The sequence below is a fragment of the Paraburkholderia sp. EG286B genome, assembly GCF_040965655.1.
Taxonomy (GTDB): domain Bacteria; phylum Pseudomonadota; class Gammaproteobacteria; order Burkholderiales; family Burkholderiaceae; genus Paraburkholderia.
This window is the reverse complement of record NZ_JBFRCF010000010.1, coordinates 305,702-320,071: the sequence shown is the minus strand read 5'-3', so window position 1 is coordinate 320,071 and position 14,370 is coordinate 305,702. Positions and strand designations below refer to the sequence as shown.

Annotated in this window: 14 protein-coding genes and 1 pseudogene; 10 read left to right on the top strand and 5 right to left on the bottom strand. The window is 67.3% G+C overall.

Annotated elements, in window-relative coordinates:
• Window positions 1-2: 2 nt before the first annotated feature.
• Window positions 3-902 (bottom strand): LysR family transcriptional regulator, encoded by a 900-nt coding sequence (locus AB4Y42_RS23410; protein WP_368695477.1) that lies wholly within the window; start codon window positions 900-902, stop codon window positions 3-5.
• 134 nt (window positions 903-1,036) lie between these two features.
• Between AB4Y42_RS23410 and AB4Y42_RS23405 the strand changes: the two genes are divergently transcribed.
• The 6 genes and pseudogenes from AB4Y42_RS23405 to AB4Y42_RS23380 form a co-directional block, all read left to right on the top strand.
• Window positions 1,037-2,491 (top strand): M20 family metallopeptidase, encoded by a 1,455-nt coding sequence (locus AB4Y42_RS23405; protein WP_368695476.1) that lies wholly within the window; start codon window positions 1,037-1,039, stop codon window positions 2,489-2,491.
• A gap of 26 nt (window positions 2,492-2,517) precedes the next feature.
• Window positions 2,518-3,798 carry an MFS transporter gene (locus AB4Y42_RS23400; protein ID WP_368695475.1) on the top strand — a complete coding sequence of 427 codons (1,281 nt, stop codon included), beginning with the start codon at window positions 2,518-2,520 and terminating at the stop codon, window positions 3,796-3,798.
• Window positions 3,799-4,030: 232 nt separating this feature from the next.
• A complete protein-coding gene (locus AB4Y42_RS23395; protein WP_368688449.1) occupies window positions 4,031-4,354 on the top strand; it encodes an ArsR/SmtB family transcription factor in 324 nt (107 codons plus the stop codon).
• A 108-nt stretch (window positions 4,355-4,462) separates the two neighbouring features.
• Window positions 4,463-5,524, top strand: coding sequence for an alkene reductase (locus AB4Y42_RS23390; RefSeq protein ID WP_368688718.1), 1,062 nt, complete (start codon window positions 4,463-4,465; stop codon window positions 5,522-5,524).
• A gap of 270 nt (window positions 5,525-5,794) precedes the next feature.
• A complete protein-coding gene (locus AB4Y42_RS23385; RefSeq protein WP_368688450.1) occupies window positions 5,795-5,995 on the top strand; it encodes a DUF3562 domain-containing protein in 201 nt (66 codons plus the stop codon).
• 263 nt (window positions 5,996-6,258) lie between these two features.
• Window positions 6,259-6,489: pseudogene (locus AB4Y42_RS23380) on the top strand (DUF2866 domain-containing protein); the annotation flags it as partial.
• Window positions 6,490-6,688: 199 nt separating this feature from the next.
• On the opposite strand, the gene dapA reads toward AB4Y42_RS23380, so the two are convergent.
• Both dapA and AB4Y42_RS23370 read right to left on the bottom strand, forming a co-directional pair.
• Window positions 6,689-7,543, bottom strand: coding sequence for a 4-hydroxy-tetrahydrodipicolinate synthase (gene dapA / locus AB4Y42_RS23375; RefSeq protein WP_368695474.1), 855 nt, complete (start codon window positions 7,541-7,543; stop codon window positions 6,689-6,691).
• 137 nt (window positions 7,544-7,680) lie between these two features.
• Entirely contained in the window at window positions 7,681-7,851 is a 171-nt protein-coding gene (locus AB4Y42_RS23370) for a hypothetical protein (RefSeq protein ID WP_368695473.1), read from the bottom strand.
• A 143-nt stretch (window positions 7,852-7,994) separates the two neighbouring features.
• Between AB4Y42_RS23370 and AB4Y42_RS23365 the strand changes: the two genes are divergently transcribed.
• On the top strand, window positions 7,995-9,290 hold the full coding sequence (locus tag AB4Y42_RS23365) for an aspartate carbamoyltransferase (protein ID WP_368695472.1): 1,296 nt from the start codon (window positions 7,995-7,997) through the stop codon (window positions 9,288-9,290).
• Window positions 9,291-9,365: 75 nt separating this feature from the next.
• Here the strand turns inward: AB4Y42_RS23365 and AB4Y42_RS23360 are convergent, their stop codons facing one another.
• Entirely contained in the window at window positions 9,366-10,445 is a 1,080-nt protein-coding gene (locus AB4Y42_RS23360) for a zinc-binding dehydrogenase (protein WP_368695471.1), read from the bottom strand.
• Between the two features lie 64 nt (window positions 10,446-10,509).
• Here AB4Y42_RS23360 and AB4Y42_RS23355 point away from each other — a divergent pair, with 64 nt between their 5' ends.
• Complete coding sequence (locus AB4Y42_RS23355) at window positions 10,510-11,478, top strand: LysR family transcriptional regulator (RefSeq protein WP_368695470.1); 969 nt, start codon at window positions 10,510-10,512, stop codon at window positions 11,476-11,478.
• A 161-nt stretch (window positions 11,479-11,639) separates the two neighbouring features.
• The gene (locus tag AB4Y42_RS23350; RefSeq protein WP_368695469.1) at window positions 11,640-13,292 is read left to right on the top strand and encodes an FAD-dependent oxidoreductase; all 1,653 of its coding nucleotides are present in this window, start codon (window positions 11,640-11,642) and stop codon (window positions 13,290-13,292) included.
• A 133-nt stretch (window positions 13,293-13,425) separates the two neighbouring features.
• On the opposite strand, the gene AB4Y42_RS23345 is transcribed toward AB4Y42_RS23350, so the two are convergent.
• Window positions 13,426-13,626, bottom strand: coding sequence for a hypothetical protein (locus AB4Y42_RS23345; protein WP_368688456.1), 201 nt, complete (start codon window positions 13,624-13,626; stop codon window positions 13,426-13,428).
• A 20-nt stretch (window positions 13,627-13,646) separates the two neighbouring features.
• Here AB4Y42_RS23345 and AB4Y42_RS23340 point away from each other — a divergent pair, with 20 nt between their 5' ends.
• Complete coding sequence (locus AB4Y42_RS23340) at window positions 13,647-14,363, top strand: (2Fe-2S)-binding protein (protein ID WP_368695468.1); 717 nt, start codon at window positions 13,647-13,649, stop codon at window positions 14,361-14,363.
• Window positions 14,364-14,370 lie beyond the last annotated feature (7 nt).

Below are 14,370 nucleotides of genomic sequence, written 5' to 3'. Positions count from 1 at the left end.
CATCACAACGCGCGTTCGATCGCGGCGATCAGCGCCACCAGCACCCCCTCGATGGGGCGCGAAAGCCGCCGGTCTCGCATCGTCATCACACACAGGTTGCGCTGGTTGAGCGTCGGTTCGTCGAAGCGTTTCGCCAGCAGCGAAAGATCGTCCGCGAGGCCCGAAAGCGAGAGCCGGCTGCCGAGCGTGATCGCACCCGCCAGCGCGGCGAACGCATGCAAGGCGCTCGAATTGTTGCTGGTGAGAATGGGCTCGAGCTTGATGCCGTGCCGCGCGCAGCATTCGTCGAATAGCTGGCGCGCCGTGTTGCCGCGCTCGAGCAGCGCGACGGGATAGTCGCGCAGGTCCGCGAGCGTGAGCGAGTCGCGCTGCGCCAGCGGATGCCCCGGATCGAGCAGCGCGCAGACCGGCGCCTGTGCGCTGTACTGCACGTAGACCTTCGCAGGGTCTCCACTCGAAAACGCCAGCCCCAGGTCCGCCTCGCCCGTAGCCACCCACTGCTCGACCTGCGAAGGCGTGCCCGAGCGCAGATTGAAATGCACGTGCGGCGCGGCGGCGTGATGCTGCGCGAGCACGTGGGGCAGGAACGAGCGCGTAAAGCCCTCCGTGCAGCCGATTCGCACAATGCCGTGCCCGAGCGCCTTGGCCGTAGCGATCTCGGCGAGCACGGCGTCGCCCTCCAGCAGCGCGCGCCGCGCATGCTCGGCCAGCCGCTCGCCCGATTCGGTCAGCACCATCCCCCGCGGCATGCGCTCGAAGAGCGCCGTGCCCACGTCTTCCTCCAACTTGCTGATCTGACGGCTGATCGCCGAAACGGCGACGTGCAGGTTCTCGGAGGCCGCGGCCAGCGACCCCGTGCGCGCGACCTCGACGAAGTAGCGCAAGGCGATTCCATGAAGCATCGGTTTTTCCGTCCAGTGGGCGCCTGGTGCGTTGCCATTTCGGCAATGCTATCCGCAAAATTTGAAATTGTTGCGAATTTTTGACGTTCCTAGACTGCTTTCATTCCCCGCACCCAGGCACGAGAGGAGCCCTTTTGAACGAGACCCGACAAACCGCCATCGACCGCGCCGTGCGCGTGTACGATTCCGGCGCGTTCTTCACCGACCTCCAGCGCCGCGTGGGCTTTCGCACCGAGAGCCAGAATCCGGCGCAGGCCCGCGCGCTGGTCGCCTATCTCGCCGACGAGGTGATGCCCTCGCTCACGCCGCTCGGCTTCACATGCCGCGTGGTCGAGAATCCCGCGGGCTCCCGCGCACCGTTTCTGATCGCCGAGCGTATCGAAGACCCCGCGCTTCCGGGTGTGCTGACCTACGGCCACGGCGACGTCGTGCGCGGCTACGACGAGCAGTGGCGCGAGGGTCTCGCGCCCTGGAGCGTCACCGTGGAAGGCGACCGCTGGTATGGCCGCGGGACCGCCGACAACAAGGGCCAGCATTCCGTGAACTTCGCCGCGCTCGCCGCGGTGCTGGACGCGCGCGGCGGCAAGCTCGGCTACAACGTGAAGCTGATCTTCGAAACCGGCGAGGAAATCGGCTCGCCGGGCCTCGACGCCGTGTGCGCCGCCCATCGCGACGCGCTCGCGGCGGACGTGTTCATCGCCTCCGACGGCCCGCGCGTGCTGGCCGAACGCCCCACGCTGTTCCTCGGCTCGCGCGGCGGCGTGACGTTCGAACTGCTCGTCGATCTGCGCCGTGGCGCGCATCACTCGGGCAACTGGGGCGGCGCGCTGCGCAATCCGGCCATCGTGCTGTCGCACGCGATCGCGAGCCTCGTCGACCGGCGCGGCGCCATTGCCGTGGACGGGCTGCGTCCGCCGCCCGTGCCCGCGAGCGTGCGCGAAGCGCTTGCCGACATCGTGCTCGGCGGCGACGAAGACGCCCCCGCGATCGATCCCGACTGGGGCGAGCCAGGCCTCACGCCCACCGAGCGCGTGATCGCCTGGAACACGCTCGAAGTGCTCGCGTTCAAGAGCGGCAACCCCGACGCGCCCGTCAACGCGATCCCGCCCACGGCCAAGGCCACCTGCCAGCTGCGCTTCGTGGTGGGCACCGACGCCGCGCGTGTAGGCGAGCATCTCGAAGCGCACTTCGCGCGGCTTGGCTTTGACGACGTGCAGGTACGCGTCATGCAGACGTCCGCCGCGACGCGGCTCGACCCCGACGACGCCTGGGTGCATTGGGCGCTCGATTCGCTGCGAGCATCGACTGGCAAGAAGCCGGCGCTGTTGCCGAACCTCGGCGGCACGGTGCCGAACGACGTATTCGCATACACGCTCGGCCTGCCGACGCTCTGGGTCCCGCACTCGTATCCGGCCTGCGCACAGCACGCGCCGAACGAACACCTGCTCGGCTCCGTCGCGCGCGAGGCGCTCGCCGTGATGGCCGGACTCTGGTGGGACCTCGGCGACGACGCCGCGCGTCTCGCCGCAAGCCGCGCATCGGCGCAAGCGCAAGCACGCGCGACGCAACCCACCGACGCCCTCGCCTGACGACCCAAATAAAGGTGCCTGCCGCCATGTCCGCCAAACAACCCGTGAGCCTTGTGAGGCTCGTCATCGCCACCTCCGCCGGCAACGCGCTCGAATGGTTCGACATCGCCATTTACGGGTTCTTCGCGGTGTACATCGGCAAGCACTTCTTTCCGGCGGTCAACGAAACCGTTTCGATGCTGCTCACGTTCGGCACCTTCGGCGCGTCGTATCTCGTGCGGCCGCTCGGCGGCGCGGTGCTCGGCGCCTATGCCGACCGCAGCGGACGCAAGGCCGCGCTGATGCTCTCGGTCAGCCTCATGATGGTCGGCACGGCGATCATCGCGCTGATTCCCGACTACGCGGCGATAGGACTCGCCGCGCCGCTCGCGGTGTTCGCCGCGCGGCTCATCCAGGGCTTTTCGGCGGGCGGCGAGTTCGGTGCGTCCACGGCCATGCTGATCGAGCATGCGCCGCACCGGCGCGGTTTTCTCGCGAGCTGGCAGTTCGCCACGCAAGGCCTCGCCACGCTGCTCGCGGCGTCGTTCGGCTATGGTCTCGCCCGCCTCATGGCGCCCGCCGACCTCGCGGCCTGGGGCTGGCGACTGCCGTTTTTCTTCGGATTGCTGATTGGTCCGGTGGGCCTCTATCTGCGCCGCTTCATTGAAGACGCCGAGGACTTCAAGCGCGCCGCGCGCACCGAAACGCCCGTGCGCGAAGTACTGGGCCAGCAAAAGCGGCTCGTGCTCACGGCGATCGGCCTGCTGACCGTGTCGACGGCGGTCAACTATCTGCTGCAGTACATTCCCACGTTCGCGATCCGCCAGCTGCATCTGCCGGCGGCTACCGGCTTCGCGGCGACGATGGCGGGCGGCGTGATTCTCACCGTGGTCACGCCGTTCGCGGGGCATCTGTCCGACCGCATCGGGCGGCGCACGCAGATGACCTGTGTGGCGCTGCTCTTTCTCGCGAGCGCCTACCCCGGCTTCGCCTGGGCAACCAGCCATGAGAGTGCGGTGCCGCTCTTCGTACTGATCGCGTGGCTCGCGCTCCTCAAGTCGATCTATTTCGGCGCCCTGCCCGCGCTCATGGCCGAGATCTTTCCGGCCGCGACGCGCGCCACCGGCATGTCGATCGGCTACAACATCGGCGTGACCGTATTCGGCGGCTTCACCCCGGCCATCGTCACGTGGATGCTGAGCGCCACCGGCGACAAGAGTGCGCCGAGCTACTGGCTGATCGCGACCGCCATGATCAGTTTGTCCGCGCTGGCGTATGTGAGCCGCGTGCGAGTTGCGGCCACGGTTGCGCAGCAGGCGACGGCGTAGATCGAGCGAGGGGGTGCGCCGCCAACCCAGCAGCGCACCCGCGCGATGCAACGGGCACTGGCCCGCGAATCAACCGGCTCCCAAGCATGGCTTCCCGGTGTTTTGCATAGCGCGAGACCACGCAAAAGCGGGGAGGGAAAGCGCGATGTACCGACAACCCTATTGAAATCAGTGTCATCGCCCATATCGTAGAATCACGATATATGATTCGGACAGTTACGATGCAGCCGCGATGAAGCATTCCCCTACCACTCCCGCTCTAGACGTCGACGCGATCTGCAAGGCGCTCTCCAATCCGGTGCGCCGCGAGATTCTTGCGTGCCTGCGCGAGCCGCAGGTGCACTTCGGCGACCAGGAGCTGCCGCTCGAAAACGGCGTTTGCGCGGGCAAGATCGACGCGCATTGCGAGCTTTCGCAATCCACGGTGTCCGCGCATCTGGCCGTGTTGCAGAAGGCCGGGCTCGTCACGTCCAAACGCGTGGGGCAGTGGGTGTTCTTCAAGCGCAACGAACCGGTCATCGAGGCGTTTATCGCCCATATGAACGCGCAGTTGTGATTCTTCAGCGACGAAACATCTGCTGAATACGCATCGTCCGTTTCGATTCCCGTATCGCTTTTCAGCCCGCGGGCCGCGCCCGCAGACAAGGTGACCCTACACATGGCAATGGCAACGCTTTTCGACCCCATCCAGATCGGCGACCTCACGCTGCCGAACCGCATCATCATGGCCCCGCTCACGCGTCAACGCGCAGGTGAAGTGCGCGTGCCCAACGAACTCATGGCGAAGTACTACGCCGAGCGCGCCACGGCCGGCCTCATCATCAGCGAGGCGACCTCGGTGACGCCGCAAGGCGTCGGCTATGCCGAAACGCCGGGCATCTGGTCGCAGGAACAAGTGGCAGGCTGGAAGATCGTGACCGATGCGGTGCATGCCGCGGGCGGCCGCATCTTCCTGCAGCTGTGGCACGTCGGCCGTGTGTCCGACCCTGTGTTCCTGAACGGCGAGCTGCCGGTGGCGCCCAGCGCCGTTGCGCCGCAAGGCAACGTGAGCCTCGTGCGTCCGCAGCGCGGCTTCGTCACGCCGCGCGCGCTCGAAACCGAAGAGATCGCGGGCGTGATCGCCGCGTTCCGCCAGGGCGCCGTCAACGCGAAGGCGGCCGGGTTCGACGGCGTGGAAATTCACGGCGCGAACGGCTATCTGCTCGACCAGTTCCTGCAGGACAGCACCAACCAGCGCACGGACGCCTATGGCGGCTCGATCGAAAATCGCGCGCGCCTGCTGCTCGAAATCACCGACGCGTGTATCGACGTGTGGGGCGCGAATCGCGTGGGCATGCATATCGCACCGCGCGGCGACGCTCACACGATGGGCGATTCGAACCCGGCGGCGACGTTCGGTTATGTGGCGCGCGAGCTGGGCAAGCGCAAAATCGCGTTCCTCTTTGCGCGCGAATCGCTTGGCGACAACCGTCTCGGGCCGCAGCTGAAGGCCGAATTCGGCGGTCCGTTCATCGCGAACGAAAAGTTCTCGCTGGAATCGGCGCAGGCCGTGCTCGCGGCAGGCGAAGCCGACGCGGTCGCGTGGGGTCAGCTCTTCATCGCGAACCCCGACCTGCCGCGCCGTTTCGAACTGAACGCGCCGCTCAACGCGCCGAATCCGTCGACGTATTACGCGCGCGGCGAAACGGGCTACACGGACTACCCGTCGCTCGAAACCGCGGCGTAAAGCTGACATAAGCAGAACGCGTGCGGCCCATGGCCGCATGCCATCAGGCGGCCACGGCGCAGACATTCTGTCTCGCCGTGGCCGTTTTGCGCTGGAAGCCCTGAAAATACAGCGCTCGCGCGAGCAGGCGCCAAAGCTCAGACAGATCACGCCTGCGACCCGCTTGCGGCGTTTTTTGCCCGATAGGTGGATTCAATTGGTATCCCGCGCCCGGATGTCCTTGAATGGAAAGCCCCCCGCCAACCCCTCCTCGCTGACCGGAGCCAAGTCATGCCGAAGACCGCGGATGCTGCCGAGATCGTCCATACCATCGCCGAAGAAACCAACACGCCGGAGGAAACGGTCGCGCGCATCTACGCCGAAACGCTCAATGAATATCGAGCGCAAGCGCGCATCCAGGACTATCTGCCGCTTTTCGCCGCGCGCAAGACGCGTGCGACACTGCGGCAAAATGGCACGAAGCCGCACTAATCGCCGTCTGTCTGCTTGTCTTTGTGCCGACCATACGCAGGCCGGCCGCACACCCCGCCGCATTTTCCTGCATGGCGCAAGCCCGCATAGGGCTCGCGCCGCTCCATCCATTGGCCGCGCCGGTCACACCCGGGCCCCCATCGCCCCAGCCCCTCTCTTAAGGTTGGTTTAATTCTTTGCTGCAACCATAGGCTCAACCCCTGTTGAGCCGCCGGAACATCGGCGGCATTTTTTTGCGCGGCAAGCGTAGGAGGAGCGAGGTCATGGTTGAAGACGATGTGCTAGTGCACCTGCAGTCCCTGCTGCGCGACGGCGCCGCTTCGACGGTCGCGTCGTGCCGGGTCTCCACGCCGCTCCAGCATCCCTGGGGCCGCGCTTACCGCCTGGTCGAATGGACGACGCCGCTCGACGACAGCGCCCGCCGCCAGGTCGTGCCCGCCGAAAGCACGGCGCTCGATATCGCGCGCCTCGTTGCGCAGCACGTGCCCGGCCGCCGCATTCTGCTGAACGGCGAACCCGCCGCAGTCGAACGCCCCCGCACGCGCCGCCGCCGCGCGTCCAGCACCGCGAACGCACGCGCGGCGCGCTAGACGCGCCGCTTCCGGGCGGCGTACTCACGGCGGCACAAGCCGCAGTTTGTACTTCCACCGCCGCCATCTCATCCCGCCACGCGCGCTTCCCGCACGGGCAGCATCAAATCACGAGGCGCGCCAGCGACGCCTCCAGTTCACCGCTCACACGCGTCATCGGCGCGCGCAGTTCATTGCGGATCCGCCCGCACGCAGCCAGCCCCGCCTTCACCGGTCCCGGATTCGGCTCCGCGAACGCGGCGCGCACGAGCGGCACCAGCGTGTGCCAGATCGCGCGCGCATCGGCGAGACGCCCTTCCTGCATCGCACGCGCCATCCCCACGAAGCGCTCTGGCCGCCAATGCGCCGACGCCGCAATCGCCCCGCTCGCGCCCGCGCACATCGCGCCGAACATGTCGATGTCCTCGCCGCAAAGCACCTGCAAACGGCCGTCGAGAATCAGCGCGAGCGTCTTGTCGAGCGAGCCGCCGCAGTCCTTCACCGCGACGATGCGCTCGTGCGCGGCAAGTTCGAGCAGGCTCGGCAACTCGATGTGCACGCCCGTGCGCGCGGGGATGTCGTAGACGATCAGGGGCTTGCGGCTCGCATCGGCGAGCGCGGCGAAGTGGCCGATCACACCCGCCTGCGATGGGCGGATGTAGTAAGGCGCGGCCGCCAGCACGCCCGCGACGGGCCGCTCGTTGAGCGCCGCGATCCGCTCGCAGACGGCCGCCGTGTGATTGCCGCTCACGCCCGCCACGACCGGCAGCCCGCCCGCCGACGCCAGCACGGTGGCGAGCACGTCGTCCGCTTCCGCGTCGCTCAGCGCGGCGGGCTCGCCGGTCGTGCCGAGCGCGACGAAGCCGGCCACTCCGGCCTCGACGTAGTGGCGCACGAGCGCGTCGAGCGCAGCATGATCGACTGCACCGGCGTTGAACGGCGTGATGAGCGGAATCCAGATACCCGAAAACTCTGACATGACTTTCCCTTGAACTCGACCGTATGGAAGGTCCGTTCAGCGGTGCGCAGGAGGGAAGCAAGCCGGGAGTGGGGCGGAAGGCAGGGCGCCTTCGGCTGGCTGTTCCGTCGCACATCTGACGGAACAGCAGACTCCGGTCAGATGAGCGGCTGTTTTTTGGCTTTGGCTTTCACCCACACCGATGCGGCCTGCGCAAGTGACGACACCGCGCGCGTGGCGGCGGTGAAATTCGGCAGATCGTGGCGGAGCGGGTGACGTAGCATGTCGCGCAGTGTAACCGGGATCGCGCGGTTGCGGGCGGGCGCCACCAGGCGGCGTGCTGCGCGAGGGTACGCGCTCACTCGTGCCCGCAGGGTCTCTCGAGCGCTCTTCCGACAAAAGAACTTGACTTCTCGCGCCACCGAACTAATATACGCACCGCGTACATTAACCAGAAATCACGGGTGCCAGCATGAGCGTTCCGCAACAAGCCTTCCTCCGTGACGCCATGCGGCGTCTGAACATGACCCGCGACGCATTTGCGAGCCGCATCGGCGTGTCGCGTCGTGCGCTCGACACGTGGCTGCTGCCCGAAGAGTCGCAGGAATCGCGCGCCATGCCGGAGATCGTCGAGCGCTTCGTGTCGGAAATCGTCGGCAGCGGCGAGCCGCGCGAAGACTATACGCAAAGCGTAGACTCGCCGCGCTCGCTCGCCAGCCAGATGCAGTTCGAGGGCAAGCCGCAACTGCTTTCCGTGGACCAGTTCTCGCGCGACTCCGTCGAGGCCCTGTTCCGCGTGGCCGATATCATGCAGCCCATCGCGCGCCGCCGGAAAATCTCGCGCGTGCTCGAAGGCGCGGTGCTCGGCAACCTGTTCTTCGAGGCCAGCACGCGCACGCGCGTGAGCTTCGGCGCCGCGTTCTGCCGCCTGGGCGGTTCGGTGTGCGACACGACCGGCTTCACGTTCTCCTCGATGGCCAAGGGCGAATCGATCTACGACACGAGCCGCGTGATGGCCGGCTACGTGGATGCGATGGTGATTCGACATCCTGATCAAGGCTCGGTGGCCGAATTCGCGCGTGCAGTGAACATCCCCGTGATCAATGGCGGCGACGGTCCCGGCGAGCACCCGAGCCAGGCGCTGCTCGACCTCTACACGATCCAGCGCGAGTTCTCGCGTCTGGGCAAGATCGTCGACGGCGCACATATCGCGCTCGTGGGCGACCTCAAGTACGGCCGCACGGTGCACTCGCTCGTGAAGCTGCTCGCGCTCTATCGCGGCATCAAGTTCACGCTCATTTCGCCGCCGCAGCTCGAAATGCCGGCGTACATCGTCGACAAGATCTCGACCAACGGCCATGTGGTCGAGCAGACACACGATCTGCGCGCAGGCCTGCGCGGCGCGGACGTGGTGTACGCCACGCGCATCCAGAAGGAGCGCTTCGCCGACGAGTCGTTCGAAGGCTACACGCCCGAATTCCAGATCAACCAGGCAACGATGGACGAGTGCTGCAGCGCTGAAACGCTCGTGATGCACCCGCTGCCGCGCGATAGCCGCCCGGGCGCGAACGATCTCTCGACCGATCTGAACCACGATCCGCGCCTCGCGATCTTCCGCCAGACCGACAACGGCATTCCGGTGCGCATGGCGATTTTCGCGGTGCTGCTGGGCGTGGAAAATCTCGTGCAGCATTCGATGCGCGACGCCGTGTGGCGTCCGCCCGCGTACCTCGGCCCGGACGACGCCGTGTTCCACGGCATCGACTGAGCCTCGTTGCACTCGCAACGTCATCGGCCCGCAAGCGTCAAGTCGCGCTTGCGGGCCGATTTGCTGATGGCGTGCTCAAACGCCTGACGACGTGCAAACCGTCACGCAGGTCAGCCCTTGTGCCTTTTCCGCCGCGTCGATCGCGCTCTCCAGTGCATCGAACGCGTGGCGCTGCACGTCGATCGCATCGAGCGGCAATTGCCCGGACTGCACGAGCGCGATCAGCGCACGGTAGTCGGCTCCGCTGTACATGAAGTGGCCCATCAACTCCCAGTTGTTGATGAGCATCTCGCCATACTTGATCGGCAACTCCACCTCCATGCTGCCCATCAGCACCATGCGGCCGTTGCGGCGCAGGCTGCGCAGCGCGGCGAGCGTGGCGCCCGGGTCGGTGGCGTGGCCCACCATGTCGAAGGCGAGATCGGCGCCGCCGTTCGCGGCCGCGCGGATGGCCTCCAGGTCGCGCGCCATCTCGCCGCTGAGCGCGACGGTGACCACACGTCCGCCGCCGAGCTTCGCGAGCGGCGCCAGCGCCGCCGCGCGCCGCCCGAGCGCCACCACACGGCCCGCGCCGAGCGCGAGCGCATCGAGCACGGCCGCCGAGCCGAACGCGCCGGCCGCGCCGTTCACCACCACGGTTTCGCCTGCCGCGAGCCGGCCGCGCCGCAGGCCGCCGAACGGCACCACGAGCTTGCCGAGCGCCGCGAGCTGCGCCGAGGGCACGTGATCGAGGCCATCGAGCGGGAACACCGTCGAGGCCGGAAACTCGACCGCCTCGCGCAGCGTGCCGTGCGGGAAATCGTCGAGCATGGGCCCGCTGTCCGGGCTGATCGCCGTGAGCCCGAGCAGCGCCTGGGCGGGCTCGCGCAGCGCCTCGTCGGCGATCCAGTAGGGGCTCAGCGCCACGCGTTGGCCGACGCGATAGCCGTACACGCCTGCACCGACCGCGAGCACCCGGCCGATGCCGTTGGTGCCCGGCGAAAACGGCCCCTGCGGGTAGCCGTAGGGCAGCTTGCCCTGCACGTACTGGCGCGTATAGCTCAGGAGCGGCACGGCCTCCACGCCCACCAGCAGCGCGCCGCGGCGCGGTTCGGGTTGCGGCACGTCGCGCAGCGCGAGCGGCAGGCCGGGTTGATCGAGCATCCAGGCTTTCATGGCTTCTCCTAGTGGAAAGGGTGTGCATCTGACGGATTGAACTGTAGGCGAGCGAGACGTATTCTTGAAATCAATTGCCGACATTGCACCTATCATCGTGATTGATCTCTCTGGCGTCGACCTGAACCTGCTCGTGTCGCTCGACGCCCTGCTCGCCGAGTCGAACGTGACGCGCGCCGCCGCGCGCCTGAATCTCACGCAGCCGGCCGTGTCGGCGCAGCTCGCGCGGCTGCGCCAGCTCTTCGACGACCCGCTGCTCATCCCCGCCGCCAATGGCCGCGGCATGACGCCCACGGCGCGCGCGCTCGAGCTGATGGCGCCGCTGCATGCGGCGCTCGAGACGCTCGAAACGGTGGTGCGCCGCGAGCCGGCATTCGATCCGCTCACGGGTAAGCGGCGCTTCGTGGTCGCCGCGAGCGACCAGTGCGTGGCCGTGCTCGGCCTGCCGCTGATGATCGCGTGGCCGCGTCTGGCGGGGCCTGGGCTGCAACTGGCGTTCATCGCGATCGAATCCGGTTCGCTCGCGGAGCGCTTCGAGCGCGGCGAAATCGATTTGCTGCTCGGCTCCGCGCAGCAGGTGCCGCCAACGCTCAAGGCCAGAAAGCTCTATGACGAACGCTTCGTCGTGGCGCAGCGCAAAGGGCACCCGCGCGGCGCGGCGCCGTTCGACCTGGACAGCTATTGCGCGCTCGAGCACGTGCTCGTCTCGACCAGCGGCGCGAGCTTCTTCGGCTTCATGGACGAACATCTCGAAGCGCTCGGCCGCCGCCGCCGCGTGGCGCACTCGGTACAGCACTTCACGCTCGTGCCCGAGGTGCTCACGCGCACGGACTACGTGGCGACGCTGCCCTACCGGCTCGTCGCACGCTACCAGGACCGCGTGGACCTGTTCGAGCTGCCGTTCGAGGCACGCGGCTTTTCGATGCATGCGGCATGGCATCCGCGCAATCACGCCGATCCGGCGCTCGTGTGGCTGCGCGAGGCCGTGGCTGCGCTGGACACCGGTGGCATGGTTAGCGATCCTCTCGATTGACTCGCGCGCAATTCGTCAGTCGATTGATAAGGCGAATGTCCGCATGCGCACCGCCTATACTGCATGAGACGTCAAAAAAGCGGCCATGCCGCGCCACGAAAGTACGTTCCCGCGCCGTTGTCCCGTCGTCGTTTCCTGCGTTCCCGCTACGTTGCGAAGCCATGCTGACCACAGAAGAAATCCGCGCGGTCCCGCTTTTCTCCACGCTCCCCGAAGCCGAACTCGAACGCCTCGCGCACACCTGCGCCGACCTGCACCTGAGTCCCGGTGAGTACGCCGTGCACGAAGGCGGCGAGCGCGCGCTCTATGCCGTGCTGTCCGGCAAGATGGAGGTCGTCAAGCTGTTCGACGGCATCGAGCGCACGCTGGGATGGCGCTTGCCCGGCACGATCTTCGGCGAGGTGCCGCTCGCGCTCAGCTCGCCCTTTCCCGGCGCGTATCGCGCAGCCCTTCCCTCGCGCGTGATGCGCGTGGACGCGCAGCACTACTACGCGCTTGCTGCCGCCTCCCCGGACGTCGCCACGCGCATGGGCGCGCTCGCCCGCGAACGCATCGGCGGCTTGCAGGGCCTTTCCGCGGAACCGCCGAAAACACGCGTCACGCTCGTTGGCGCGCGCTGGGACCCGGCGTGCGCGAACCTGCGCCAGTTTCTCGCGCGCAACCAGATCAGCTGCGAGTGGATCACGCCCGACGCGCCCGAACTCAAGACACGCTGGAACGGCCCCTGCCCCGAAGAACAGCATTGCCCCACCTTGCGCCTCGCCGATGGCACCCTGCTGAGCCGCCCCGCGACGCGCGACCTGGCGGAGCGCCTGGGGCTGCAAACCCAGCCGCGTCTCGCGGAATACGACACGCTGATCATCGGCGGCGGCCCGGCGGGTCTTGCCGCGGCGGTCTATGGCGCGTCGGAAGGACTCCGTACCATCGTGGTCGAGCGTGAAGCACCGGGTGGCCAGGCCGGCACCTCTTCGCGCATCGAAAATTATCTGGGCTTTCCTGGCGGCATATCCGGCGACGAACTGGCGAGCCGCGCGCTGCAGCAGGCGAAGCGCCTCGGCGCCGAGATCCTCGTCACGCGCGCGGTTGCACGCGTCGATACCGCGGCGCGCGAAGTCCACCTCGACGGCGGCGACGTGGTGCGCGCGCACACGCTCATTCTCGCGACGGGCGTCACCTGGCGGCGGCTGGCGATCGAAGGCTTCGACCGCTTCATCGGCAAAGGCATCTATTACGGTGCGGCGCGCAGCGAAGCGAGCGGCACGCACGGGCTCGACATCTATCTAATCGGCGGCGGAAATTCTTCGGGACAGGCCGCGCTGTACTTCGCCAATCATGCGCGCGCCGTGACGCTCATCGTGCGCGGCGAGTCGCTCGAGAACAAGATGTCGCGCTATCTCGTCGAGCAGTTGGTGGGAAAGGAGAACGTCCGCGTCGAACTGAACTCGGAAGTCGTCGGCGTGTATGGAGAGACGCACCTCGACGCCATCGACGTGCTCAATACGGCCAGCGCAAGCGTGAGCCGGCGCGAATGCGGCGGCTTGTTCGTGTTCATCGGCGCGGACGCGGAGACGGGCTGGCTCCCGCCGGAGATCGCCTGCGACAAGCGCGGCTACGTGCTGACCGGCGACGATGCCGTGAAAGCCGGGCGCTGGTCGCACCGGCGCGATCCCTACCTCCTCGAATCGAGCGTACCCGGCATCTTTGCCTGCGGCGATGTGCGGCTGAGCCCGGTCAAGCGTGTCGCCTCGGCCGTCGGCGAAGGCAGCATGGCGATCGCCTTCGTGCATCGTTACCTTCAGGAAGACCGCTCATAGCGTACGCGTTGCGCGGAGCGACTCGTCGCACAACCATCTTTCAATACGCTTTTCCCTCGCGCTGCATTGCGTTTCTGTCCACGGCGTCAGCTTCGCGCCGGACTCGCGTCAGCCATGCGACAGCGTTGCGCCATCAAGCAATATGCAGCGAAAAATTCACATGTAAGCGCTTTACTTTCGTGTTCGAGAAGTGCAATTTGCAGTTCTGCGATGCCCGGCCGAGCAACCGCGGCACCGGAATTGCTTCACGAAAGAGGCGCGCCGCTGCGCGACGAAGCCCTGCGCAACCCCGCGCGGCCAGCGCCTGAAGTCCCGGATTACGTTCCGTCTTCATCCTGGAGTCCGCAGATCGCCATGTCCAACGAACGTCCCCTCGATGCGCCGTGCGATTGCGACGACGCCTCCCAAGCTTCCCCCTCCCGCGTGCCCGCCGACGTCACCCGCCGCCGCTTTCTGCAATCGGCCGCCGCCGCTGCCGCGTTGGGCGCGACGCCTCATCTGCATGCACAGAATGCGCCGCCTGCCACCGCCCCCACCGAAGCGCCGCCGCCCGCGCCCGCGCAACCGGTCAGGCTCGACATCAACGGGCGCGCTTACGCGCTGCATATCGAACCGCGCGTCACGCTGCTCGATGCGCTGCGCGACTATGCAAGCCTCACCGGCACGAAGAAGGGCTGCGATCGCGGCCAGTGCGGCGCCTGCACGGTGCTCGTCGAAGGGCGGCGCATCAACAGTTGCCTCACGCTCGCCGTGATGCACGAAGGCCAGCGCATCACCACCGTCGAAGGGCTCGCGGGCGTGGCAACGCTGAGTCCCGTACAGCGCGCCTTTATCGAGCACGACGCCTTCCAGTGCGGCTTCTGTACGCCGGGCCAGTTGTGTTCGGCCACGGCATGCCTGAGCGAATTCGCGGCAGGCGCCGCGAGCGCCGCCACACCCGACGTGCGCGCACGCCCCGCGCAACTCAGCGATGCCGAAATCCGCGAGCGCATGAGCGGCAACATCTGCCGCTGCGGCGCCTATGTCAACATCGTGGCCGCCGTGCGCGACGCGCACACGGCCGGCGCCTGAGCACGGA